This window comes from Pseudoalteromonas sp. Cn5-37, assembly GCF_021532495.1.
Taxonomy (GTDB): domain Bacteria; phylum Pseudomonadota; class Gammaproteobacteria; order Enterobacterales; family Alteromonadaceae; genus Pseudoalteromonas; species Pseudoalteromonas simplex.
Genome location: NZ_JAKGBA010000001.1, coordinates 607,033 through 630,133, shown reverse-complemented (window position 1 = coordinate 630,133; position 23,101 = coordinate 607,033). Strand labels below are relative to the sequence as shown.

The 23,101-nt window shown below is 41.7% G+C and carries 23 protein-coding genes; 16 read left to right on the top strand and 7 right to left on the bottom strand.

The features are described 5' to 3' along the window. The first annotated feature begins 9 nt into the window (after positions 1-9). From L1266_RS02820 to L1266_RS02805, 4 genes are read left to right on the top strand one after another with little or no spacing between them, the layout of a single operon-like run. On the top strand, positions 10-414 hold the full coding sequence (locus L1266_RS02820) for an ExbD/TolR family protein (RefSeq protein WP_054551557.1): 405 nt from the start codon (positions 10-12) through the stop codon (positions 412-414). Next, positions 414-1,031 carry an energy transducer TonB gene (locus L1266_RS02815; protein WP_054551556.1) on the top strand — a complete coding sequence of 206 codons (618 nt, stop codon included), beginning with the start codon at positions 414-416 and terminating at the stop codon, positions 1,029-1,031. Before L1266_RS02820 ends, L1266_RS02815 begins: the two co-directional genes overlap by 1 nt. An 11-nt stretch (positions 1,032-1,042) precedes the next feature. After that, entirely contained in the window at positions 1,043-2,302 is a 1,260-nt protein-coding gene (locus tag L1266_RS02810) for a tetratricopeptide repeat protein (RefSeq protein WP_054551555.1), read from the top strand. Positions 2,303-2,358: 56 nt separating this feature from the next. Beyond that, entirely contained in the window at positions 2,359-3,363 is a 1,005-nt protein-coding gene (locus L1266_RS02805; protein ID WP_235376808.1) for a hypothetical protein, read from the top strand. Positions 3,364-3,377: 14 nt separating this feature from the next. Here L1266_RS02805 and L1266_RS02800 read toward each other — a convergent pair whose 3' ends face one another. Continuing rightward, a complete protein-coding gene (locus L1266_RS02800) occupies positions 3,378-3,713 on the bottom strand; it encodes a TraR/DksA family transcriptional regulator (RefSeq protein ID WP_054551553.1) in 336 nt (111 codons plus the stop codon). Between the two features lie 51 nt (positions 3,714-3,764). Beyond that, positions 3,765-4,742, bottom strand: coding sequence for a tRNA-dihydrouridine synthase (locus L1266_RS02795; RefSeq protein WP_187490784.1), 978 nt, complete (start codon positions 4,740-4,742; stop codon positions 3,765-3,767). Between the two features lie 173 nt (positions 4,743-4,915). Between L1266_RS02795 and L1266_RS02790 the strand changes: the two genes are divergently transcribed. From L1266_RS02790 to adk, 10 genes are all read left to right on the top strand, one after another. Next, positions 4,916-5,404 carry an HvfA family oxazolone/thioamide-modified RiPP metallophore gene (locus L1266_RS02790; RefSeq protein ID WP_235376807.1) on the top strand — a complete coding sequence of 163 codons (489 nt, stop codon included), beginning with the start codon at positions 4,916-4,918 and terminating at the stop codon, positions 5,402-5,404. Between the two features lie 54 nt (positions 5,405-5,458). Continuing rightward, positions 5,459-6,322 carry an HvfB family MNIO-type RiPP peptide maturase gene (locus tag L1266_RS02785; RefSeq protein WP_138616016.1) on the top strand — a complete coding sequence of 288 codons (864 nt, stop codon included), beginning with the start codon at positions 5,459-5,461 and terminating at the stop codon, positions 6,320-6,322. Then, positions 6,315-7,073 carry an HvfC family RiPP maturation protein gene (locus L1266_RS02780; protein WP_283235034.1) on the top strand — a complete coding sequence of 253 codons (759 nt, stop codon included), beginning with the start codon at positions 6,315-6,317 and terminating at the stop codon, positions 7,071-7,073. Before L1266_RS02785 ends, L1266_RS02780 begins: the two co-directional genes overlap by 8 nt. An 85-nt stretch (positions 7,074-7,158) precedes the next feature. Then, positions 7,159-7,281 (top strand): hypothetical protein, encoded by a 123-nt coding sequence (locus tag L1266_RS22230; protein WP_254907726.1) that lies wholly within the window; start codon positions 7,159-7,161, stop codon positions 7,279-7,281. 161 nt (positions 7,282-7,442) lie between these two features. Continuing rightward, complete coding sequence (apt, locus tag L1266_RS02775) at positions 7,443-7,988, top strand: adenine phosphoribosyltransferase (protein ID WP_054551549.1); 546 nt, start codon at positions 7,443-7,445, stop codon at positions 7,986-7,988. A 3-nt stretch (positions 7,989-7,991) separates the two neighbouring features. Next, positions 7,992-10,430, top strand: coding sequence for a DNA polymerase III subunit gamma/tau (gene dnaX / locus L1266_RS02770; protein ID WP_235376806.1), 2,439 nt, complete (start codon positions 7,992-7,994; stop codon positions 10,428-10,430). 59 nt (positions 10,431-10,489) lie between these two features. After that, the gene (locus L1266_RS02765) at positions 10,490-10,816 is read left to right on the top strand and encodes a YbaB/EbfC family nucleoid-associated protein (protein ID WP_054551547.1); all 327 of its coding nucleotides are present in this window, start codon (positions 10,490-10,492) and stop codon (positions 10,814-10,816) included. 10 nt (positions 10,817-10,826) lie between these two features. Next, positions 10,827-11,435 carry a recombination mediator RecR gene (gene recR / locus L1266_RS02760; RefSeq protein ID WP_054551546.1) on the top strand — a complete coding sequence of 203 codons (609 nt, stop codon included), beginning with the start codon at positions 10,827-10,829 and terminating at the stop codon, positions 11,433-11,435. Positions 11,436-11,596: 161 nt separating this feature from the next. After that, entirely contained in the window at positions 11,597-13,510 is a 1,914-nt protein-coding gene (gene htpG, locus L1266_RS02755) for a molecular chaperone HtpG (RefSeq protein WP_235376805.1), read from the top strand. A gap of 179 nt (positions 13,511-13,689) precedes the next feature. Continuing rightward, the gene (gene adk, locus L1266_RS02750) at positions 13,690-14,334 is read left to right on the top strand and encodes an adenylate kinase (protein WP_036967590.1); all 645 of its coding nucleotides are present in this window, start codon (positions 13,690-13,692) and stop codon (positions 14,332-14,334) included. A 78-nt stretch (positions 14,335-14,412) separates the two neighbouring features. Here the strand turns inward: adk and tpx are convergent, their stop codons facing one another. Further along, the gene (gene tpx, locus L1266_RS02745; RefSeq protein ID WP_054551544.1) at positions 14,413-14,994 is read right to left on the bottom strand and encodes a thiol peroxidase; all 582 of its coding nucleotides are present in this window, start codon (positions 14,992-14,994) and stop codon (positions 14,413-14,415) included. A 205-nt stretch (positions 14,995-15,199) separates the two neighbouring features. On the opposite strand from tpx, the gene L1266_RS02740 reads away from it, so the two are divergent. Together L1266_RS02740 and L1266_RS02735 are read left to right on the top strand one after the other, a co-directional pair. Further along, complete coding sequence (locus L1266_RS02740) at positions 15,200-16,204, top strand: response regulator (RefSeq protein WP_054551543.1); 1,005 nt, start codon at positions 15,200-15,202, stop codon at positions 16,202-16,204. A 3-nt stretch (positions 16,205-16,207) separates the two neighbouring features. Next, entirely contained in the window at positions 16,208-17,170 is a 963-nt protein-coding gene (locus L1266_RS02735; RefSeq protein WP_054551542.1) for a sensor domain-containing diguanylate cyclase, read from the top strand. 56 nt (positions 17,171-17,226) lie between these two features. On the opposite strand, the gene L1266_RS02730 is transcribed toward L1266_RS02735, so the two are convergent. From L1266_RS02730 to L1266_RS02715, 4 genes are read right to left on the bottom strand one after another with little or no spacing between them, the layout of a single operon-like run. Further along, on the bottom strand, positions 17,227-18,108 hold the full coding sequence (locus L1266_RS02730) for a universal stress protein (RefSeq protein ID WP_166338066.1): 882 nt from the start codon (positions 18,106-18,108) through the stop codon (positions 17,227-17,229). A gap of 6 nt (positions 18,109-18,114) precedes the next feature. Continuing rightward, positions 18,115-19,629: a SpoVR family protein gene (locus tag L1266_RS02725; protein WP_138616001.1), complete on the bottom strand. Its 1,515-nt coding sequence runs from the start codon at positions 19,627-19,629 to the stop codon at positions 18,115-18,117. Between the two features lie 20 nt (positions 19,630-19,649). Further along, positions 19,650-20,936, bottom strand: a complete 1,287-nt coding sequence (locus L1266_RS02720; RefSeq protein WP_130167088.1) for a YeaH/YhbH family protein — start codon at positions 20,934-20,936, stop codon at positions 19,650-19,652. Between the two features lie 26 nt (positions 20,937-20,962). Continuing rightward, positions 20,963-22,885, bottom strand: coding sequence for a PrkA family serine protein kinase (locus tag L1266_RS02715; protein WP_054551538.1), 1,923 nt, complete (start codon positions 22,883-22,885; stop codon positions 20,963-20,965). Positions 22,886-23,101 lie beyond the last annotated feature (216 nt).

Genomic DNA, 23,101 nt, shown 5'->3' with positions numbered 1-23,101 from the left:
GAATTAAATATGGCACGTAAACAACGTTTTCGTGAAGAAGAAGAAGCAGCGGTTGACATGACGCCAATGCTTGACATCGTATTTATCATGCTTATTTTCTTTATCGTAACTACATCGTTCGTTAAAGAGGCTGGTATCGAAGTCAATAAACCTAAAGCAGCTGCAGCTACGAAGCAAAAAAATGCAAACATTTTTGTTGCTATCCGCGCTGACGGTGCGATCTGGATTGATAAACAACAAGTAGACGTTGAGCGTGTATCAGCTAAGCTTGAAAGTTTATTAGCAGAACAACCTACTGAAGTTGTAATTTTGCAAGCTGATAAAGAAGCAAAACACGGCGTAGTAGTTAAAGTTATGGACCAGATCAAAGCGACGGGTGATAACCTTAAAATTTCAATAGCTGGAGATCAGTAATGATTCGTTTTCTGTTTTCACTGATTGCAGGTGGGGCAGTTACTTTCGGCTTGTTCTACTTCATGGCGTACCTCATCTCCGGTGGAGCTGACCGTGCGACTGAACAAAAAGAACAGATCGTAGTCGAAATTATGACGAATCCGCCTGAATCTAAGGTGCAGGAGAGGAAGCGTGTTCCGCCTCCGCCTCCGCCACCGCCAAAGCAGCCGCCTAAACCGCAGCCGCCTCAGCCGGAAAACAGCAACCCTAACACTGGTGGTTTGTCATTTAATATGCCAAGCATCGATGTGGGTAGCACAGCTGGTGGCCTAAGTGGTCCAGGTGCATTTGGACGTGATGGTGACGCGACACCTATCGTTCGTATTGAACCAAAATACCCTACGCAAGCAGCGCGTGATGGTAAAGAAGGTTGGGTACAACTTTCATTCACTATCAATGAAGTGGGTGGTGTAGAAGATGTTGAAGTGATCGACGCCGATCCTAAACGTATCTTCGACCGCGAAGCTAAACGTGCGCTACGTAAGTGGAAGTACCGTCCGAAAATCATCGATGGTAAACCACAGAAGCAATTTGGTCTTCAAGTACAATTAGACTTTAAACTTAACCAAGGCAACTAAGGAGGCGAGTAATGAGAAATTTATCTAAAGTAACTGCACTTGCGCTTCTTATGTCTCTATCAGGTGTAGCTTTCACTGCACCTGCTTTAGCAGCGCCAGATTACGCGAAGATTGAAGCGCGTAAAAAAGCAAAAACTAAAGTTATGGGCGAGCGCGTTGGTAAAAAAGTTATTAAAGCGTTTGATTTGTATAATGAAGAGAAGCTTGATGAAGCGATTGCGTTACTTAAAGAAATTGATCCTTCGGATGAATTTGATAAGGCAACAGTCGATCGTTACTTAGGTCAAATGTACGCTCAAAAAGAGCAGTATCAATTGGCTATCAAGCATATCGCAGCTGCAGTTCAGCCTGACGTTTTAAATTTTGCTGACCAAGAGCAAGGCTTAAAACTTCTAGGTGATATGTACGCGGGTACCGAGCAATATGCAAAAGCGAAAGAAGCTTATGCAGCCTGGATGGACTTCACAGGTGAGGAAGACGACAAGGTTTATACACGTATTGCGCAAGCAAACTACGAGTTAAAACTTTTCAAAGACGTACTTCCTGCTGCAAACAAAGCAATTGAATTGGCAAAAGAACCTGCAAAGGCTGCTTACCAATTAAAGCTAGCTGCCTATTTTGAACTTAAACAGTACAAAAATATGGTAGGTGTTGCTGAAGAAATTGTTCGTGTTTGGCCTGAAGACAAAAAAGCCTGGGTTGGTTTAGGTAAATACTACCTTCAAACCGAAGACTTCAAGAAAGGTCTAGCGACCATGGAAGTTGCCTATAAAAATGGCTATTTTGAAAACGAAGTTGAATACAAAGTACTTTCTAACTTTTATTCGTTAAATGATATCCCTTACAAAGCAGCAGTTGTGCTTGAAAAGGCAATCAACGAAGAAAAAGTTAAGCGTAACAAGCAAAATATCAGTGCAGTGGCATCTAACTACCACCGTTCTAAAGATATTGAAAAAGCAGCTAAATACTATGAAGAAGCGGCTAAATTTGATGATGATGCTGAGCTTTACCGCAAAGCGGGTTCATTACTTTTACAATCGCAAAATTATAGTGCAGCCGTTGTTCGTTTGAACAAGGCAATAGAGTTAGGTTCTGACAAAAAAGGAACTATTTACTCTGATTTAGCTGAAGCTTATTACTACCAAGAGAAGTATAAGCAAGCTTATAACGCTATCACTAAAGCAATGGACGATCCGCGCACTCGCAAGTTTGCGAAGAGCTGGTCGACCTTCATCAAAGATAAAGCCGCTCGTAACGGTGTAAAAATCTAATTGATGTTGTTTTAAATTAAAAAGCCCCTCTGGGGCTTTTTTTATGGAATTTTAAAATGCTAAGACAGATCGTATTATTAGTTGTCGCAAGTGTGATGCTGATAGCTTGCTCTGAGCAAACATCAGATTTCAAAACATTTAGTGAAGGGCAGCAAGCGCTGCAAACTATTAATAATTTATTATCGACTCAAGAACAGCAAAGTGAAGCTGCTAGCTGGCCTTTCTCAGAAAGTTATTTGCAAGCACGTCATCAAGCTTATCAAGGACTAAAAACGACGACGTTAGATGTGTCACAACAGGCGCAATTGAACTATTTAATTATTGCTGAGCGTTATCCCGAACGTTACTTTGTGTGGCCTGTACAACGTGATGTTATTAACCAAGCTCGTTTAGTAGATGACTATTCAGTAAATGAATTAGCTAACTGGCTAGAGTTAGTTGAAACGCAGCTAATTGCAGCTGAGCAAAGCAATCTGAAATTAAATAAAATCGAATTAACGCTTTTACATAATATGGTCAAATCGCACCTTGATAATAGCGATGACAGTGTACAAGCAGCACTAAACAAACTTAATCAATATTTAACTCAATATAAACCGCGTACAAAACTTGGTTTAGTCGGTTTGGCAAATGGTAAAGATTGGTATCAAAGTAAACTTAATTACTTTAGTGGTGAGACTAAGCCGCCTTTAACTTGGTTAAGTGAAATCCAGGCTTCGTTAAAGCAATCGCAGAATGCAGATTTTGTATTACCTGTATCAGACTCTCACGCTAAACCATTAGTAATGAACTATTTTGTAGAAAGTCATCAGCACACAGGTCTTGATTGGCAGCTTGATTATCTCGACCCGCTCAAAAGTAAGCGTAAATTAACAAAAGATGAGCAATACTTCTGGCAAGTTATGATGGAAACCGACTTAGGAATTCATTATCACACATGGAGTGAACAGCAAGCACGTGTTAGTTTGATGAAGCGTCTAGGGGTAAATCAGCAACAAGCTGATTGGTTAATTGAGGATATCGTGCTTTATCCTGCGATGAGCTTTATTTTTATAAATTAGTACAGCGCTGCGCTCTATGGAGCGCATCGCCGACAGCGTTGGCTTGCAGGATCTGCAAGTAAACGTTCGTCATCAATTTTTTCTTCACAATCACAGCAATAGCCATACTGCCCAATATCGATTTGGCATAGTGCTGCTTCTAACTTTTCTATTCGAGCAATCAATATTTGATACTCAGAACCGAGATTATTTGCTGTCAGCTCTAACCAGTCTGAAGGGGGATGATCCTTGAGTTGCGATAGCAGTTGCTGATGATAGGCTTGATCAGAATTAGCCAGCATATCCAGTAAACGTTGTCGAACCTGCGCAAGTTCCGCAGATAACTTTGTTTGAATTTCAGTATTGTTCATCGCTTTTCTTCCAAGTGGGCAATACTGGTATTATCAAACAAAATCGATTTGCTAATTATGATTTGTATCAATACTCGGCGCTTTCGCGTACTTTCTTAGTACATCTGCAACTTCGTCTTTGGCTTTTAGGCGGCGGATCTCATCAAAAAGTGCGTTAGCTTGTGGGTATTGGCGCTTTAAATAGCCGAGCCATTGCTTAGTACGAGAAGCAAAATACTTTTCACATTTGCTCTCGTCTTGGTGCATAGATGAATGAATAATGTGGTATATCACATGCTCCCATAACATCGGAGTGTAATGCTCGTTTTCTGCATGAGATTTTATTTGTTTTGCTAGATCAGGCATCGCTAATGCACCACGACCAAGCATTAAATCTTGGCAATGACTGCGCTTTTGACAAAGCATGGCATCTTCAACTTGCCAAATTTCGCCATTAGCAACGACCGAAATATTTTTATCTTTGATCAACGGGGGGATTTTTTCCCAGTATGCCGGAGGGTTGTAACCATCTCTTTTAGTTCTGGCATGAATAGCAAGACTTGAAGCACCCGCGCTAACAACAGCATCAACAATTTCTTGGCTATTACTATCATCATCAAAACCAAGCCTAATTTTGGCACTAACTTCATGGCAAGGATCAACAGCATCACGTACGGCTTTAATAATTTCGTACATGTGCTCAGGGTCTTTTAACAGTACCGCACCACCTTTACTTTTGTTCACTGTTTTAGCTGGGCAACCAAAATTTAAGTCAATGCCATGGGAGCCTAGGCGTATTGCTTTGACGGCATTTGCTGCTAAAGCATGGGCAACTTGACCTAGCAACTGAATACGCACTGGCGTACCTGCACGGGTATAGCCACCGGTTTTTAGCTCAGGACAGTAGCGATGAAACACGCGTTCGGGCAGTGTGTCTTCAACGACACGAACAAACTCTGTTACGCATAAATCAAATCCACCTAAATCAGTTAAGAGTTGTCGCATTTTAAAATCCACAACGCCTTCCATCGGTGCTAAAACTAGTCGCATGATACCTGTTAACTCATCAAAAATTAGGACGCGTATTCTAGCTTTTCTGGATTGTTTTATAAATCGTAATTTGCATTCTTGGCACTTTCAGAAAATAATTATAAAAATTTTGAAAGTAATTTTTAGTTCTCGGGTCTTGTTTAATAACCCTTTATAAAAAAGAGAGTCATCGAATGAACACAGTTAAGAAAAATTCAATTGCATTAACATTAGGTGCGGTTGTAGTAGGTGCGTCAAGTTTTGTAGCAACTGATGCAAGTGCAAACCCATTTGAATTTCAGCAAATGCAAGCAGGCTATCAACTAGATGCCGCAGAAGGTAAATGCGGTGAAGGTAAATGTGGCGGCGATAAAAAAGCTGAAAAAGAAGGCAAGTGCGGTGAAGGTAAGTGCGGCGGCGACAAAAAAGCAGCCAAAGAAGGTAAGTGCGGCGAAGGTAAATGCGGCGCAGATAAAAAAGCAGCCAAAGAAGGCAAGTGCGGCGAAGGTAAATGCGGCGGCGATAAAAAAGCAGCCAAAGAAGGAAAGTGTGGCGAAGGTAAATGCGGCGCAGACAAAAAAGCAGCCAAAGAAGGTAAGTGCGGCGAAGGTAAATGTGGCGCAGACAAAAAGAAAGCTAAAGAAGGTAAGTGTGGCGAAGGTAAATGTGGTTCTAATCACTAAGCGCTCATTTAGCTTTTAAAAGGGCCGTAAAGGCCCTTTTTAGTAGGAGGTAGTATGTTAAATGAATCAGTAGCTGATTTTGGGCTGATTGGCTTAGGTTTGCGCCGAGAAATGCTTGATGAAATGCTCATTGATGTTCCTAAACCTATTGAGTTTTTAGAAGTTGCACCTGAAAACTGGCTAAAGCTTGGGGGGCGTTTTGGTAAACAATTTAAACAGCTTACCGAACAACATGCCTTTGTTTGCCATGGTTTATCGTTATCGATTGGCTCACCAGCAGCGCTTGATATTGAATTTGTGCAATCGCTTAAAACCTTTTTTAAAGAGCATAATATTCGTTTATTCAGCGAGCACTTAAGTTACTGCTCGGGCGAAGGACATATGTACGATTTAATGCCTATACCATTTACTGAAGATGCTATTAAGCATGTTGCTTCTCGTATTAGGCAAGTACAAGATATTTTAGAACAGCCAATTGCTATTGAAAACGTGTCTTACTATGGCGCCCCTGGGCAACAAATGACAGAACTTGAATTTACTAATGCTGTTTTAGAAGAAGCTGATTGTAAACTGCTGCTCGACGTGAATAATATTTACGTTAATTCGATTAATCATGGTTATAACGCTGAGCAATTCCTAGCTGAATTACCAACAAAACGGATTGCCTATGGGCATGTTGCGGGCCATTACACTGAGGCTGAAGATCTACTGGTTGATACCCATGGTGCGCCAGTTATCGATCCTGTTTGGCAATTGCTTGAAAAAGCTTATGAAGTTCATGGCGTATTTCCCACTTTATTAGAGCGTGATTTTAATATTCCGCCGATGAGTGAGTTGTTAACCGAGCTAAAAACCATTGAAGCACTGCAGCAAACAGCGAGCAAGCAAAACCAAGCAAGGGTGAAACACAGTGCCTGAACATTTTACTCAAGTACAGCAAGCGTTTATGGCGCATATCCGCGACCCTCAACAACACGCTAAGCCTAGTGATATTGAAGAGCGTCGGATGGCTATTTACCGCGACTTATTTTTTAATAATGTGGATGGGTTTGTCAGCTCTGCGTATCCAGTATTAAAAAGTTTATATTCAGAGCAAGCTTGGCACAGACTCGTTAGGCAGTTTTTTAGCCAGCATGATTGTAAATCACCTTATTTTTTAGATATTGCAGGGGAGTTTCTGGCTTTTCTTGCTAATGACTATGAAGTGCAAAGCGATGATCCCGCGTTTATGTTAGAGCTAGCGCACTATGAATGGGTTGAGCTTGATGTATCGGTTGCTCAAGAGGTGGCAGAAGAAGTCAGTTTATCGGCTCATCAAGTGACAAGCTCTGCATTATTCTTAAGTTCACTTGCCCGTAATTTGAGTTACAGTTTTCCTGTTCATACCATCAGTGCAGATAATCAACCAAGTGAACCGGCAGCACAACCCAGTTACTTTGTGGTTTATCGTGATAGCGATGACGAAGTACAATTTTTATCGACAAATGCGATGACCGCATTACTTCTTAATATTATTGAATCTCAGCCGGGTGCAGATTTAAATGATGTATGCCAAGCAGTTGCAGAGCATGCGCCTCAATTTAGCCAAGAGCAGTTGTATCAGGGGGCGCTCAATACCTTAAGTGCAATGGCAGAACGCGGCATTGTGGTTTCTAATACCTTGGTTTAAAAATCAGCTAAAAGTCTTTATTGATGTATTTAGTTCGACTATTATGAGCGCCTTATTTTGTCGTGCTTAAATAAAGGTAGTAATTATGTCGAATGATAAAGACTTTAAAGATCCGTTCAATGCAACTTATTTCATTGCGTTTTTAGCTGTATTCGGTGGCATTGGCTGTCTAAACGCTATTCTTGGTTGGATCACTTCTTTATCTTAATCTGCGTAAGCAAATTAAAGACAATAGGCTGCATTATGCAGCCTTTTTTATAGCTTATATTTCTTGTTAAGTGATTAATTTCGAAACTTGCTACCGACTTTCTACTAAGGTGATGTTATACTCTCGAGCTTTGTTAGATAAACTTTTTGAGCAGTATAATTATGACTCAAGCAACTTCAACGCTCATCAAACAGAGCATTGCAACGATCGCTGATTACCCAAAGCCGGGCATTATGTTCCGCGACGTAACTACTTTAATGGCTAATGCTGACGCATTTAAAGCAACCATCGACAGCTTTATTGCAGCATATAAAGACCAAGGTTTTACAAAAATCATCGGTACTGAATCTCGTGGTTTTATCTTCGGTGCACCACTTTCTTACGCACTAGGTATTCCATTCATTCCTGTTCGTAAACCAGGCAAACTTCCTCGCGAAGTGATTTCACAAAGTTATCAATTAGAGTATGGTGAAGATATTCTTGAGCTTCATACAGACGCAATTGTCCCTGGCGATAAAGTGTTACTAGTAGATGACTTACTGGCTACAGGTGGCACAATCGAAGCAACGGCAAAATTAGTTGCTAAACTTGGCGGTAACGCAACTGATGCGGCATTTGTTGTTTCTTTACCTGAGCTGGGTGGTGAGCAACGAGTTGCTGATATGGGCATCAAAATCTTAAAGTTGGTTGAATTCGAAGGCGAATAATTAATGAGTTATCAGGTTCTAGCAAGGAAATGGCGACCACAAACCTTTCACGAGTTAGTGGGGCAGTCTCATGTTAAACAAGCATTAGTTAATGCATTAACACAAAATAGACTCCATCACGCTTATCTCTTTACTGGAACCCGTGGGGTGGGTAAAACAACCATTGCACGTATATTCGCAAAAAGTCTCAACTGCGATAAGGGTATCTCTGCTGAGCCATGCGGCCAATGTTCAAGTTGTACTGACATTGAAGCAGGCCGTTATATTGATTTATTAGAAATCGATGCGGCATCACGTACCAAAGTAGAAGATACCCGCGAAATCCTTGATAACGTTCAATACGCACCAACACGTGGTCGTCACAAGGTATACCTAATCGATGAAGTTCACATGCTGTCAAAGCACAGTTTCAATGCATTACTAAAAACATTGGAAGAGCCGCCAGAGCATGTGAAGTTTTTATTAGCGACAACCGATCCGCAAAAACTACCCGTGACGATTTTATCGCGTTGCTTACAGTTTAATTTAAATGCTTTGTCGCAATCAGAAATTCATGATCAGCTTGCCCATGTTCTTAATCAAGAACAGCTAAGTTTCGATGATAAATCATTGTCTATTTTAGCTAAGGCAGCCGATGGTAGTATGCGTGATGCATTGAGTCTTACAGACCAAGCAATTGCGCAAACCAATGGCAATATTAATCATCAGGCTGTGCAAACTATGCTTGGCTTGATGGATACTCAATATAGCCAAACCATGTTAGCAGCGTTACTGTGCCAAGATGGCGATGCATTACTTCAAGAAGTAAAAGCGGTCGTTAGCCGAAACCCTAACTTTGTAGCCTTGCTCGACGATTTAATTGCCCTGACGCATCTTATTCAGCTTGTGCAACTTGTGCCTAGTGCAGCGGCACTTGATGATACTAACCGAGATTTTATTGAACAGGTGGCACAAACCACTGATGCACAGCAGATGCAGGTTTACTACCAATTGCTACTCAATGGTAAAAAAGATTTGCAGTGGGCACCCGATGCTAAACTTGGCTTTGAAATGATCATGTTGCGACTGCTTGCATTCCAACCTACGCAATTTGCACAAAGCCAAACACCAACGAATACCCAGCAACAGGTTAAGCCAAGTGGTGCCGGTGCACTGCGTGATATTTTGAAAAAATCGACGGCGCAACGTGAGCAAGCCGCTTCAGAGCAAGCACCAGTTGCACATAGCTCTGCACAGACAACTGCTGTTCCTTCAGGGCCTCAGCCAACACAATCTGAGCCTATTCGAGCAGACAAGGCAGAGACGGCACATAGTCATGAGCCTGCCCAGCAAGTTGAAGCAACAGCAGTAGAGCAGCCTGATGTTTGTCAACAGCCTCAGCAATCAGTTGAAACTGCAATGGTTGCTGAAGTTCAACCAGCGCCTCAACAGCAAGAGCAAAGCCACTCAGAGCAGGTGCCTGCAGCTGAGTACTCATCACCAGAGTATTCTTCGCAAGATTACATGGACGATAATGATGCGCAAATGGATTCATCACTTGCAGCGCAATACGATGATGTGATGAATAGCGCCTATGATCAGGGCTTTACTGCCAATGAAGCATCTGCGCCTCAGCAACAGCAAACTGCACCTGCACAATTACAACAGCAGCAAAGTCAGGCGCAGTCGGCCATTGCTCGTATTTTACAAGATCGCAATATTTCAGGTGCTGGGCGTTTAAGTGGTGCAGCAACGCAAACTCATGCTAAAGCAGAACCACAGCCTGAAGCTAAGCCCAAAGCAGAGCCGCCAGTGCAACAAAGCACAGCCGCGACCAACATTCAGCCTCAGCAGCAAGCAATGGCTGCTGAAGTAAAAAAAACCATCCCCCAGCAAACGGGGGAGAGCAGTAGTAAAGTAAAAAAAGTCGACTTTCGAGAAAAGCATCAAACAATCACCGAAAACTTAGCGCCAGAGTTACTTGAGCAGATCAATCCACAAAAAGCGCCAGAGCCAGTAGTTGAAGAAGCCAGTATTCCGATACCTGATGATTTTGAAAGCCCGATCAGCAGTATTAAATTTGCACACGAACAAGACGAATGGGCGTATTTAATTAAACGCATGGGACTGGGTGGTCGCATGCGCCAATTTGCGCTGCATTCAATCTTTACCAAGCAGAATAATCAGCTGCACATTGAAGTTGATTCATCACAGCGCCATTTAGATAGCGCTGTGCTAAGACAAAAGCTCAATGCCGCATTAAGTGAAATTTATGGCCATAATGTTGAGCTTAGTATCGAGTTTGCTGATGGCGTAATTGATTCACCGTATTTGATTCAACAAAAAATTGATGCGGGACGTCATCAACAAGCGATTGATGTAATAAATAGCGATGAAAATATAGTGCAATTTCAGCAGTTATTTAGCGCTATAATCGATGAAAACAGTATTCAGGCATTGTAATTAGTTACAATAGCCCTTATCTTCATGCCAATTAAAGTAGTTTAGAAAGAGAGACAGTTATGTTTAAAGGTGGAATGGGTAACATGATGAAGCAAGCGCAGCAAATGCAAGAGCGCATGCAAAAAGCCCAAGAAGAAATCGCAAACCTTGAAGTTGTAGGTGAAGCAGGTGCAGGCCTAGTTAAAGTAACTATGCTTGGTAACCACAATGTTCGTCGTGTTGAATTAGATGACAGCCTAATGGAAGACGACAAAGACATGATCGAAGATTTATTAGCGGCAGCGTGTAACGATGCTGTACGTCGTGTTGCTGAAGAAACTCAAGAGCGCATGAGCAAAGTAACTGGCGGTATGCAATTACCACCAGGTATGAAAATGCCATTCTAAGTGATTTTGTATGCAACTATCTCCTAGTTTAACACAGCTAATTGAAGCGCTACGATGCCAGCCGGGCATAGGCCCTAAGTCGGCACAGCGCATTGCTTTTCATTTGCTTGAGCGTGACCGTCAAGGTGGTAAACAGCTTGGCCATGCATTAACCAAAGCAATGGATGAAGTAGGGCATTGTCAATCTTGTCGTACTTTTACAGAGCAAGCGGTATGCGATATTTGTTCAAGTGTTAAACGCCAGGATAGTGGTTTATTGTGTGTGGTCGAATCACCAACCGATGTACTCGCTATTGAGCAAACTGGTCAATACCAAGGTCTTTACTTTGTTTTAATGGGTCACTTGTCGCCAATTGATGGCATAGGGCCAAAAGAAATTGGCCTTGATATTCTTGAAAGCAAGTTGCAACAAGGTGGCATTAATGAGGTGATCCTCGCAACCAATCCAAGTGTTGAAGGGGAAACCACAGCCCACTACATTGCTGAGCTTTGTCATAAGTATCAGGTTGGTGCATCTCGTATTGCTCACGGTGTCCCTGTTGGTGGTGAGCTCGACTTACTTGATGGTATGACATTGATGCACGCATTTAGCGGACGACGCGCCGTAAACCAAAACTAATACCTAATATGGTATCAAAAGCCTGCTTTAAGCAGGCTTTTTTGTGTGTAGCCCCCCAATTTAGCCGTAAATTTAATTTTTTGCCTTGAAGTTCAAAAAGCCTGCCCCATATAAAGAGTCATAGTGCAGATTAGACACTTTGTTAATTGGAGATTTACACAATGACTGCAGCACAAAAAGAAACATTAGGCTTTCAAACAGAAGTCAAACAACTATTAAACCTGATGATTCACTCTCTTTATTCTAATAAAGAGATTTTCCTACGTGAGCTTGTATCAAACGCGTCAGATGCGGCAGATAAATTACGTTTCCTTGCGCTTTCTAATGGCGATTTATACGAAAACGATGCGGAACTAAAAGTACGTATCAGTGCCGATAAAGAAGCAAACACGGTCACCATTACTGATAATGGTATTGGTATGAGCCGTGAAGATGTGATCAATTCACTAGGTACAATTGCAAAATCAGGCACCGCAGAATTTTTCCAAAACCTAACTGGTGACCAAAGCAAAGATTCACAATTGATTGGTCAATTTGGTGTTGGTTTTTACTCAGCGTTTATCGTTGCTGACAAAGTAACAGTGCGTACGCGTAAAGCAGGTGAAAGCCAAGGTATTGAATGGCAATCTGCAGGCGAAGGTGAGTACACATTACAAGAGATTGATAAACCATCACGTGGTACTGAAATCATTCTTCACCTTCGTGAAGACGAAACAGAATTTGCTGATGAGTTCCGTTTACGTAGCATCGTAACTAAATATTCAGACCATATTTCTATTCCTGTTGAGATGTATAAAGCAGAGGTACCTGAATCTGAAGGTCCTGACGGCGAGAAAATTCCAGCACAGCCAGGCGAGTGGGAAGGTATTAACCGCGCAACAGCACTTTGGACTCGCGATAAGTCAGAAGTAACAGACGAAGAGTACAAAGAGTTTTATAAGCATATTGGTCATGATTGGGAAGAGCCACTAAGCTGGGCACATAACAAGGTTGAAGGTAAAACAGAATACACCAGCCTGTTATACATCCCGAAAAAAGCACCTTTCGATTTATGGAACCGTGAGCGTCAATCAGGTTTAAAACTGTATGTACAACGCGTTTTCATCATGGATGACGCTGAGCAGTTCATGCCAAGCTACTTACGTTTTGTGAAAGGTTTACTTGATTCAAACGACTTACCACTAAACGTGTCGCGTGAAATCTTACAAGACAACAAAGTAACACAAGCAATCCGTAAAGGGTGTACGTCGCGCGTACTTAAGATGCTTGAGCGTATGGCGAAAAACCGCGAAGAAGATTACCAATCTTTCTGGAATGAATTTGGTCAGGTGTTAAAAGAAGGCCCAGCTGAAGATGCGGCTAACAAAGAAGCCATTGCTAAGCTACTGCGTTTTGCTTCTACACACACTGATGAAAGCACTCAAAATGTATCGCTTGAGCAATACATTGAGCGTATGAAGCCAGAGCAAGACAAAATCTACTATGTAGTTGCTGATTCATTCGCTGCAGCGAAGAACTCACCACACCTAGAGATCTTCCGTAAGAAGGGCATCGAAGTGTTGCTATTAAGCGACCGTGTTGATGAGTGGATGATGAGCTACTTAACAGAGTTCAACGAAAAATCATTCCAGTCAATTACCCGTGGTGACTTAGATTTAGGCAACATGGATGACGAAGAAACTAAAAAAGCGCAAGAAGAGTCAGAAAAAGAAGTTGCAGGCCTAGTTGAGCGCATTAAAACTGCACTAGGTGATAACGTTAAAGACGTACGCTTTACGCACCGTCTAACTGACTCACCTGCATGTGTTGTTGCTGATGAGCACGATATGAGCTCGCAAATGCAAAAGTTAATGGAATCAGTTGGTCAAACGGTGCCTGAGCAAAAGCCAATTTTTGAGCTTAACCCAGAGCATCAGCTTGTTAAACACTTAAATGTTGAACATGATGAAGACAAGTTTGCTCAGTGGTCACAAGTACTTCTAGATCAAGCATTACTGGCTGAGCGCGGTACGTTAAAAGACCCTGCAGGCTTTGTAACTCGTTTGAACAAACTAATGCTAGATTTAAGCAAATAAGCGTTTTAGCGCAATGAGTTGGAAAAGGGAGCAAGGCTCCCTTTTTTATTGCCGCTAATATAGGCAATTGGTATAAGTTACTTGAGGTATAGCCTTAGTTGTGGAAGAATTCAGGCTCTAAAAACAAAACTCCACTGATCGACCATTTTTAAGATTAGTATCACACAGAGGACAATGATATGCGCATTATTCTTTTGGGCGCGCCGGGTGCAGGTAAAGGTACTCAAGCTCAGTTTTTGATGGACAAATACGGTATTCCACAAATTTCTACGGGCGATATGCTGCGTGCAGCAATCAAAGAAGGTACACCACTTGGTCTTGAAGCTAAAAAAGTAATGGATGCAGGTCAATTAGTATCTGACGAAATTATTATCGGTCTAGTTAAAGAGCGCATTGCTAAGCCAGATTGCGAAAAAGGTTTCTTACTAGACGGTTTCCCTCGTACTATTCCTCAAGCAGATGCAATGAAAGAGAATGGCGTGGTAGTTGATCACGTTATCGAATTTGACGTTGCTGATGAAATTATCGTTGAGCGTATGGGCGGCCGTCGTGTACACCCTGGCTCTGGTCGTGTTTATCACGTTGTTTATAACCCACCTAAAGTTGATGGCAAAGATGACATCACAGGTGAAGACCTAATCATTCGTGATGACGACACTGAAGAAACAGTTCGTAAGCGTTTAGGTATTTACCACGACCAAACTAAACCATTAGTTGATTACTACCAAGCTGAAGCGAAAGCAGGCAACACTCAGTACCACAAATTAGACGGTACTCAAGCTGTTGAAGCTGTTAGCCAACAACTTGGTGAGCTTTTAGGTTAATAGCCTAATTGCTGATATGAAAAAACCGCCTTGGGCGGTTTTTTTGTGTTTGTATCACTGCAAGTTAAAATTGCGCTTTTACAGTTTCTTTAATGCCGCAATAGCACTGTCGTAATCAGGCTCTTTTGAAAGGTTATCGACAAGCTGCTTGTAAACGATGTTATGTTCTTTATCGAGCACAAATACGGCACGGGTTAACAAGCCCATATCTTTGATAATCAAACCGTAGTTCTTACCAAAGTCACGCCATACAGAGTCAGATAAGGTCACTATTTTGTCTATATTCTCGGCTTTACAAAAACGCTTCTGTGCGAACGGTAAATCTGCGCTTAAGGTCAGCATCGCCACACTTGGGTATTCTGAAGCTACTTTTTCATTGAAGTGTTTGGTTTGAATACTACATACACCTGTGTCTAAACTTGGCACAACGCTTAAAAGCACTGCTTGGCCTCGATAGTTGTCTAGTGTGACGGGGGTAAAGTTGCCATCTACTACTTTAAAATTAGGCGCTTGTTGGCCAACTTCAACACCTTGCCCTAGTAAAGTAACCGGTTTAGACTGGGCTGAAACCTTACCTGCGTCTAAACTATTTTCTGATAAATCACCTGCATAACTAAACGTGCACACAGCGCCTAATGCAAACATTAGCGGACGTAACATAATAAAATTCCTTTAAATTAACGCATTTAACTTCAGTGTATTATACTCATGAAGTGGCTCCAAGGATTAGTACAATTTAAAATTGTAAATAACCATTAGTTTGATTAACATGTGCCTGTGACCCTATTTTTTACATATAAAAATAAGAATAAAGTTACTAGTTAATGTTTTTGCTAGTTAGAAAGTGTGGATTTAGAGAGAATATATGTCAACATCGGTATTAGTTTGTGATGATTCAAAGTTAGCACGTCGACAATTAGCACGCTCTTTACCCGATGATTGGGATATAAAAATTGAGTTTGCTGAAAATGGTGTTCACTGTATTGAGCAAATCAAAAAAATTCAGCCGGAAATTTTATTTCTCGATTTAAACATGCCTGAAATGGATGGTTACGAAGTACTGCAAGCCATTCAAGAACAAGACCTTCATGTTCTCACTGTTGTTGTATCTGGAGACATCCAACCTAATGCTCATCGACGTGTGCTTGAGTTAGGCGCAATCGACTTTATTCAAAAACCTTGTTCCGCCGAGAAACTAGCGAGTATTATTGAACATCATGGTATTAAAGATAAAGCCATGCGTGAGCGTCTTGCTAATAAGCTAGGTGAGCAAGTTGATCCCGATGTGCGTGATATCTACCAAGAACTCACCAATGTCGCAATGGGGCAAGCTGGAGACTTATTAGCGCGTCTTCTTAATGTATTCGTAAAGCTTCCTATTCCTAATGTAAATGTTTTAGAAGTCAATGAACTAGATATGGCTTTGCGCTCGATTGATGCCAATGCCGCAACCTCAGGTGTATGTCAGGGTTTTATTGGCGGCGGTGTTTCTGGCGAAGCACTATTGCTGTTAAATGATTCAAGTTTTAAAGAAATCGCCTCGTTAATGAATTATGAGGGTGAGCTCAACGATAAAGTTGAATTAGAGCTATTAATGGATGTGAGTAACATATTAATAGGGGCTATTCTGACAGGACTGTCGCACCAATTAGATATGCGTTTTAGCCAAGGTCATCCTGTGGTGCTGGGACAACACTGTGATGTATCTGATTTAGTAAAGGCGAATAAATCTCGCTGGCAACGAACGCTGGCGATTGAGATCAGCTATGGCATCGAAAATCACAATATTAACTGTGATTTGATGTTGCTGTTCACCGAGGACTCATTAAAAACCCTTAAGTACAAAGTAGCTTATTTATTAGAAGACTAAACTATGCCTGCAGCCGATTTTAATATGAATGAACTCCATTGGTTAATGGATATGTTTAATACCGTTGATGTAGGCCTAGTGGTGCTCGATAGAGACTACAAAGTATGCATCTGGAATGGGTTTATGGAAAACCATTCTGGCCTATTGCCAAGCGCGGTGAAAGATAAAGACCTGTTTGATTTGTTTCCATCAATCGATGAAAAGTGGTTTCGCAGCAAATCTGAGTCTGTGTTCATTTTAAATAATCGCTCATTTACTATTTGGGAGCAGCAGCCATATATTTTCCGTTTTAAGAATTACCGCCCAATTACCGGTAAAGCGGATCATATGTATCAAAATGCCACTTTTATTCCACTGACGACGACCACAGGTGAAGTATCGCATATCTGTATCATTATCTATGATGTAACCGATGAAGCGGTGAATAAAAAAGAGCTAGAAGAAGCGAATAGCAAGCTTGAACAAATGAGCCGTACCGATGCACTTACTAAGCTTACTAACCGTGGTTATTGGGAAGAAAAGCTACGCAAAGAATACATGCGCATAGTGCGCAGTGGCGGGTGTAGCACCTTGTTAATGTTTGATATTGATCACTTTAAAAAGGTCAATGATGAACATGGCCATCGCGGCGGTGATGAGGCGCTGCGTCATATTGCAGACTTACTGCGTAAAACTCTGCGTGAAACAGACTTAGCAGGTCGCTATGGCGGTGAAGAGTTTGCGGTAACCTTGCTTGATACTGATCATGAAGGTGCACATATATTTGCTGAGCGATTAAGAACACTCATTGAGAACTCATCAATTTACTTTGATGGCAAACAAATTCAACTGACGGTCAGTATTGGCTTTGCCTGCTTCGACGAGAAGTTTGATCGCTACGAAAAGTGGGTTGAAGCTGCCGATAAAGCCTTATATCACTCAAAAGAAAACGGCCGTAACAAGGTCACAGCTTACACAGATTTATAAACAAACAAGGGGCAATTAAGCCCCTTTTTCATAGTAACTCTATTCAGTTAAGCAGATTAAACCCCAAGTGGCGGTAAAACAAGAATATCTGTTTTAAGTAGCTTCATGACTTTTTCGGCGGTATTACCAATTAAATGACCTTTAATACCTGTATTACCCACCGAACCCATAATCACTAAGTCAGCATTTAATTTAGCTGCAACACTTGGGATCACTTGCTCAACCACACCGGCTTTGATTTTAAGCTTGTCTTTTAAGTCGTGCGCTTCGATTAAGGTTCGCTGTGCTACGGGTAGCTTTTCAAAGGCGTTAATCACTTGCTCATCTGAAAATACAATGCCTAGATCACGTAAAAACGGTGATACATGTACGGTATAACAGGCATAAAACTCGCTGTCGTAGTCTTTTGCATAGGCTAAGCCTGCTTTGATAATTGCTTCGTTTAAACAGTATTTAGTCGCCTTCTCACTGCCTAAATCAAGGGCTGCCAGCACATTGGTATTGTTACGCCATTTGTTATCGGCGGCCAAATAAAGTGGCAGCGGGCTAAAGCGAATAAGCTGCCAGTCTAGCTCTGTAAATTGCGTTTCTTCGTCGATGTGGCGAGTTTTAATCACCATTTCATAATCTGACGTATCAAGCTCATTGGCTAGCCATTGTACTGGGCTTTCATGCCACAGGGTTTGCAAAGTATAGCTATCATCATCTAAATACTCGCTGATAAGTGGACCAAGTGCTGCACGGACTTTAGCAAGCTCTTTGTCTTGAATAGCCAGCGCTTCATCAGGTGGAATAGAGAATAAAATGTTATTGGTGTCTTCGTAGCTAAAAGCAACAATATCAATATGCTTCATGCCTTTGGCTTTTTGTCTTGCATGTAATATAGATGTTTTAGCATCGGCCGTTGAGTCGATGATCACCAATATCTTTTTATTCATTTTTGGTTACTCTGTTGTGTGTCGGGCATCACTGCTTGGGCATTCACCCAATAATGAAACTTCACCTGTTGCGCTTTCTTGTTCCAGTTTTACCTTAAAGCCCCATAACCTGTAAAGGTGTTTTAGTACTTCATCTTTAGACTTGTTTAAAGGAATATTGTTATGGGGTACATAACGCAGAGTAAGTGAACGATCTCCTCTAATATCAACATTATAGACTTGAATATTTGGTTCGTGATTACTTAAGTTGTATTGTGCCGACAGGGTTTCACGCACCTGGTGATAGCCCATTTCATCATGAATGGCACCGACATTGAGGGTTGGCTCTTTTTCATGATCAATAATGGTAAACAACTTAAAATCACGAATAATTTTTGGCGATAAAAACTGGCTAATAAAGCTCTCGTCTTTAAAGTTTTGCATTGCAAAGTGCAAGGTTTCTAACCAATCACTGCCGGCATACTCTGGAAACCACTTCTTGTCTTCTTCTGTTGGGTTTTCGCAAATACGGCGAATATCAACCATCATGTTAAAGCCAAGAGCATAGGGGTTGATCCCTGAATAATAATTACTGTTGTAGGGTGGTTGATACACCACATTGGTGTGACTTTGTAAAAACTCGAGCATAAAGGCATCGGTGAGCTTACCTTCGTCGTACAGATGGTTCAAAATGGTGTAATGCCAAAACGTAGCCCAGCCCTCATTCATCACTTGAGTTTGTTTTTGTGGGTAAAAATATTGCGAAATTTTACGCACAATTCGAATTATTTCTCGTTGCCATGATTCTAGCAGCGGCGCATTTTTTTCAATGAAGTACAAAATGTTTTCTTGTGGCTCTTCTGGAAAACGGCGTTCTCGTTTTTTTGACTCTTGCTGCGAAGTAGGGATTGTGCGCCACAACTCGTTGACTTGAGATTGTAGGTAGTCTTCACGTTCTTGTTGGCGTTTTTGCTCTTCATAAAGAGAAATACGTTGCGGGCGCTTGTAGCGGTCTACACCATAATTCATTAATGCATGACATGAATCAATCAGGTTTTCGACCTCGGTAATACCGTATTTCTCTTCGCACTTGGCAATGTAGTTTTTGGCAAATAATAAGTAATCGATAATTGAGCTGGCATCAGTCCAGGTTTTAAATAAGTAATTGCCTTTAAAAAATGAGTTGTGACCATAACAGGCATGGGCCATTACCAAGGCTTGCATTGGCAGGGTGTTTTCTTCCATTAAATAGGCAATGCAAGGATCTGAGTTAATAACAATTTCATAAGCGAGGCCCATTTGCCCACGCTTATAATTCTGCTCTGTTTGAATGAATTTTTTACCATACGACCAGTGGCTATAGCCAATCGGCATACCCACACTCGAATAGGCATCCATCATTTGTTCAGCAGTGATCACCTCAATTTGATTCGGGTAGGTATCGAGTTTATAAATTTTCGCTACCCGTTCAATCTCAGTTTGATACTCTGTTAGTAGATCAAATGTCCAATCAGGACCGTCGCTAATACGTTTATCGGCCATACTTTACCTCACTGGCAAGGCTATGCGGCGCCTTGCTGCTGACGATTCTTTTTAAATAATTCACGGAAAATAGGGTAAATGTCCTCAACGCCACGAATGTGTTGCATGGCAAAATTGTCGTGGGTTTGCACTATTGATTGATACTCTCGCCATAAACTTTGATGAGCACGAGCGGTAATTTCGATATAGGCGTAATAGCGCACCGCCTTTAACAGTTTATTACGTAAAATTTCGCCACAGTTTGGCGAATCATCAGCCCAGTTATCACCATCAGAGGCTTGCGCTGCGTAAATGTTCCACTCTTCAGGGTTATAACGTTCAGCGATGATTTCGTTCATCAGTTTTAATGCACTTGATACTATGGTGCCACCCGTTTCTTGAGAATAGAAAAACTCTTGCTCATCAACTTCTTTCGCTTGGGTATGATGACGAATATAGACAACCTCTATATTTTTGTAGCTACGAGTTAAAAATTGATAAAGCAGAATATAAAAGCGTTTTGCCATGTCTTTCGTGGCTTGATCCATCGAGCCAGACACATCCATTAAACAAAACATCACAGCTTTGCTTGTTGGGTGTGGTTGCTTTTCATAATTACGAAAACGTAAGTCGTAATTATCAATAAATGGCACTGCTTTTATGCGGTTTTGCAGCTCCTCAATCTGACGTTCAAGTAACGCAATGGCTGCCTTGTCTGGCTGCTCTTCAGCTTGTAGCAGAGCGAGCTGACCTTCAAGCTCTGCAAGGTGGCGTTTTTTGCCTGCAGTCATCGCCACTCTTCGAGCAAGCGAGCCTTGTAATGAGCGAACAATATCAATATTGCTTGGCATGCCGTCGTTACAAAAACCAGCGCGATGGGTTTTCATTTGCACCAGTTTATCGAGCTGGTTTTGTTGCAGGTTGGGCAGTTCAAGATCTTCGAACAATAAGTCTAAGTATTCATCTTTTGAAATAGAAAATACAAAGTCGTCTTGTCCTTCACCAGAGTCACTGGCTTCACCTTCGCCGCTACCACCACCTTGACCGCCTCCTTGCGGGCGCTTGATTTTGTCGCCCGTAGAAAACTGGTCATTGCCTGGGTGGATCTGTTCACGGTCGCCACCACGTCCTTGATGAAAAATAGGCTCACTGATATCACGTTGCGGAATAGAGATACTCTCGCCGCTGGTGGTATCGGTTACGCTGCGCTTATTAATGGCATCAGATACCGCTTCTTTAATCTGTTTTTTATAACGCCTGATGAATCGTTGACGATTCAAGGTACTTTTGTTTTTTCCATTCAGGCGTCGGTCAATAAAATGCGCCATAACAACCCCCTTAAAACAAACGTTTTTTACTGCGATTTTCTAACGCGTAAATACCATTCAGAAAGTAAACGTACTTGTTTTTGGGTATAGCCTTTCTCAACCATACGATTGACAAAGTCTTCGTGTTTTTTCTGATCTTCTGCAGAGGTTTTCGCATTGAAGGAAATAACCGGCAGCAGATCTTCGGTATTTGAGAACATTTTCTTCTCAATAACTGTGCGAAGTTTTTCGTAGCTGGTCCAAAGCGGATTCTTGCCTTGGTTGTGGGCACGCGCCCGCAGTACGAAATTAACTATCTCATTACGGAAATCTTTAGGGTTTGAAATACCCGCAGGTTTTTCAATCTTCTCAAGTTCTGCGTTAAGCGCAGCACGGTCAAATAACTGGCCAGTATCTGGGTCGCGGTATTCTTGATCTTGGATCCAGAAATCTGCATAAGTGACGTAGCGGTCAAAGATGTTTTGCCCATATTCAGAGTAAGACTCTAAATAGGCTGTTTGTAACTCTTTCCCGATAAACTCTACATACTGAGGAATGAGGTAGCCTTTTAAGTGGCTTAAGTAACGCTCTTCAACATCGGCGGTAAATTGCTCTCGCTCAATTTGCTGTTCAAGAACATAGAATAAGTGCACTGGGTTGGCTGCCACTTCAGTGGTATCGAAGTTAAATACCCGCGATAGGATCTTAAACGCAAAGCGGGTAGAAAGCCCGGTCATGCCCTCATCAACACCCGCGTAATCGCGGTATTCTTGATACGACTTCGCTTTCGGGTCAGTATCTTTTAAGCTTTCGCCGTCATAGACCCGCATTTTTGAATAAATACTTGAGTTTTCAGGCTCTTTAATACGCGAAAGAGTGGTAAATTGTGCCAGTGTTTTTAATGTGCCCGGTGCACAAGGTGCATCATGTAATTCACTGTTTTCAAGAAGTTTATTGTAAATTTTGACTTCTTCAGATACACGTAAACAATAAGGCACTTTGACGATGTAAACACGGTCTAAAAATGCTTCATTGTTTTTGTTATTCTTAAATGTTTGCCACTCAGATTCATTTGAGTGAGCTAAAATCATGCCATTAAACGGCAGGGCACTAATGCCTTCTGTACCGTTGTAATTGCCTTCTTGCGTGGCTGTAAGCAGTGGATGTAGCACCTTGATTGGCGCTTTAAACATTTCCACAAACTCCATTAAGCCTTGGTTTGCTAAGCAAAGTGCACCTGAGTAGGCGTAGGCATCAGGGTCGTTTTGCGCAAAGTGCTCAAGCTGGCGAATATCGACTTTACCCACTAACGCTGAAATGTCTTGATTGTTTTCATCGCCGGGCTCAGTTTTCGCAATCGCGACTTGATTTAAAATAGATGGGAAGCGCTTAACCACTCTAAATTGGCTAATATCACCATTAAATTCACTTAAGCGTTTTGCAGCCCACGGTGACATCACCGTTTTTAAATAACGCGGTTTAATGCCGTATTCTTTTTCTAAAAGTTCAGCATCTTCATTTGGGTCAAATAGCGCTAAAGGGTGGTCGTTAACAGGCGAGCCTTTGATTGAGTAAATAGGTACCTGCTGCATTAAGTATTTTAGTTTTTCAGCAATGGATGATTTACCGCCACCTACTGGGCCAAGTAAATACAGTACTTGCTTACATTCTTCTAAGCCTTGCGCAGCATGTTTTAAATAAGAAACGATTTGTTCAATGGCATCTTCCATACCATAAAAATCGTGAAATGCAGGGTAGCGTGCGACTACGCGATTAGAAAACAGCCTGCTTAAGCGCGCATCGGTTGAAGTGTCGATAATCTCCGGCTCACCGATGGCCATCAATAGCCGCTCAGGTGCGCTGGCATAAGCTGATTTATCCTTCTTACAGATCTCGAGAAATTCCTCAATACTGTATTCTTCTTCTTGCGCTGCTTCGTATCGTGATTGGTAATGCTCAAAAATACTCATAGAGACCTCCGAAAACCCGCTAAAATGACGTGTAATTAGATTAAGAGAAAAGCAAAGGCTAATTAAAGCTTAGTCACGATTTTGAATTTTTGCGCAAGAAAATTAAGAATTTAATTGAAAAAAGCTCATCTTGATTACGCTTTTTGGCTGAGGGCTTGGCTGCGACTTAGAAGGGGCGTGCACTGGCAATAAAAAAGACGCCGAAGCGTCTTTTTT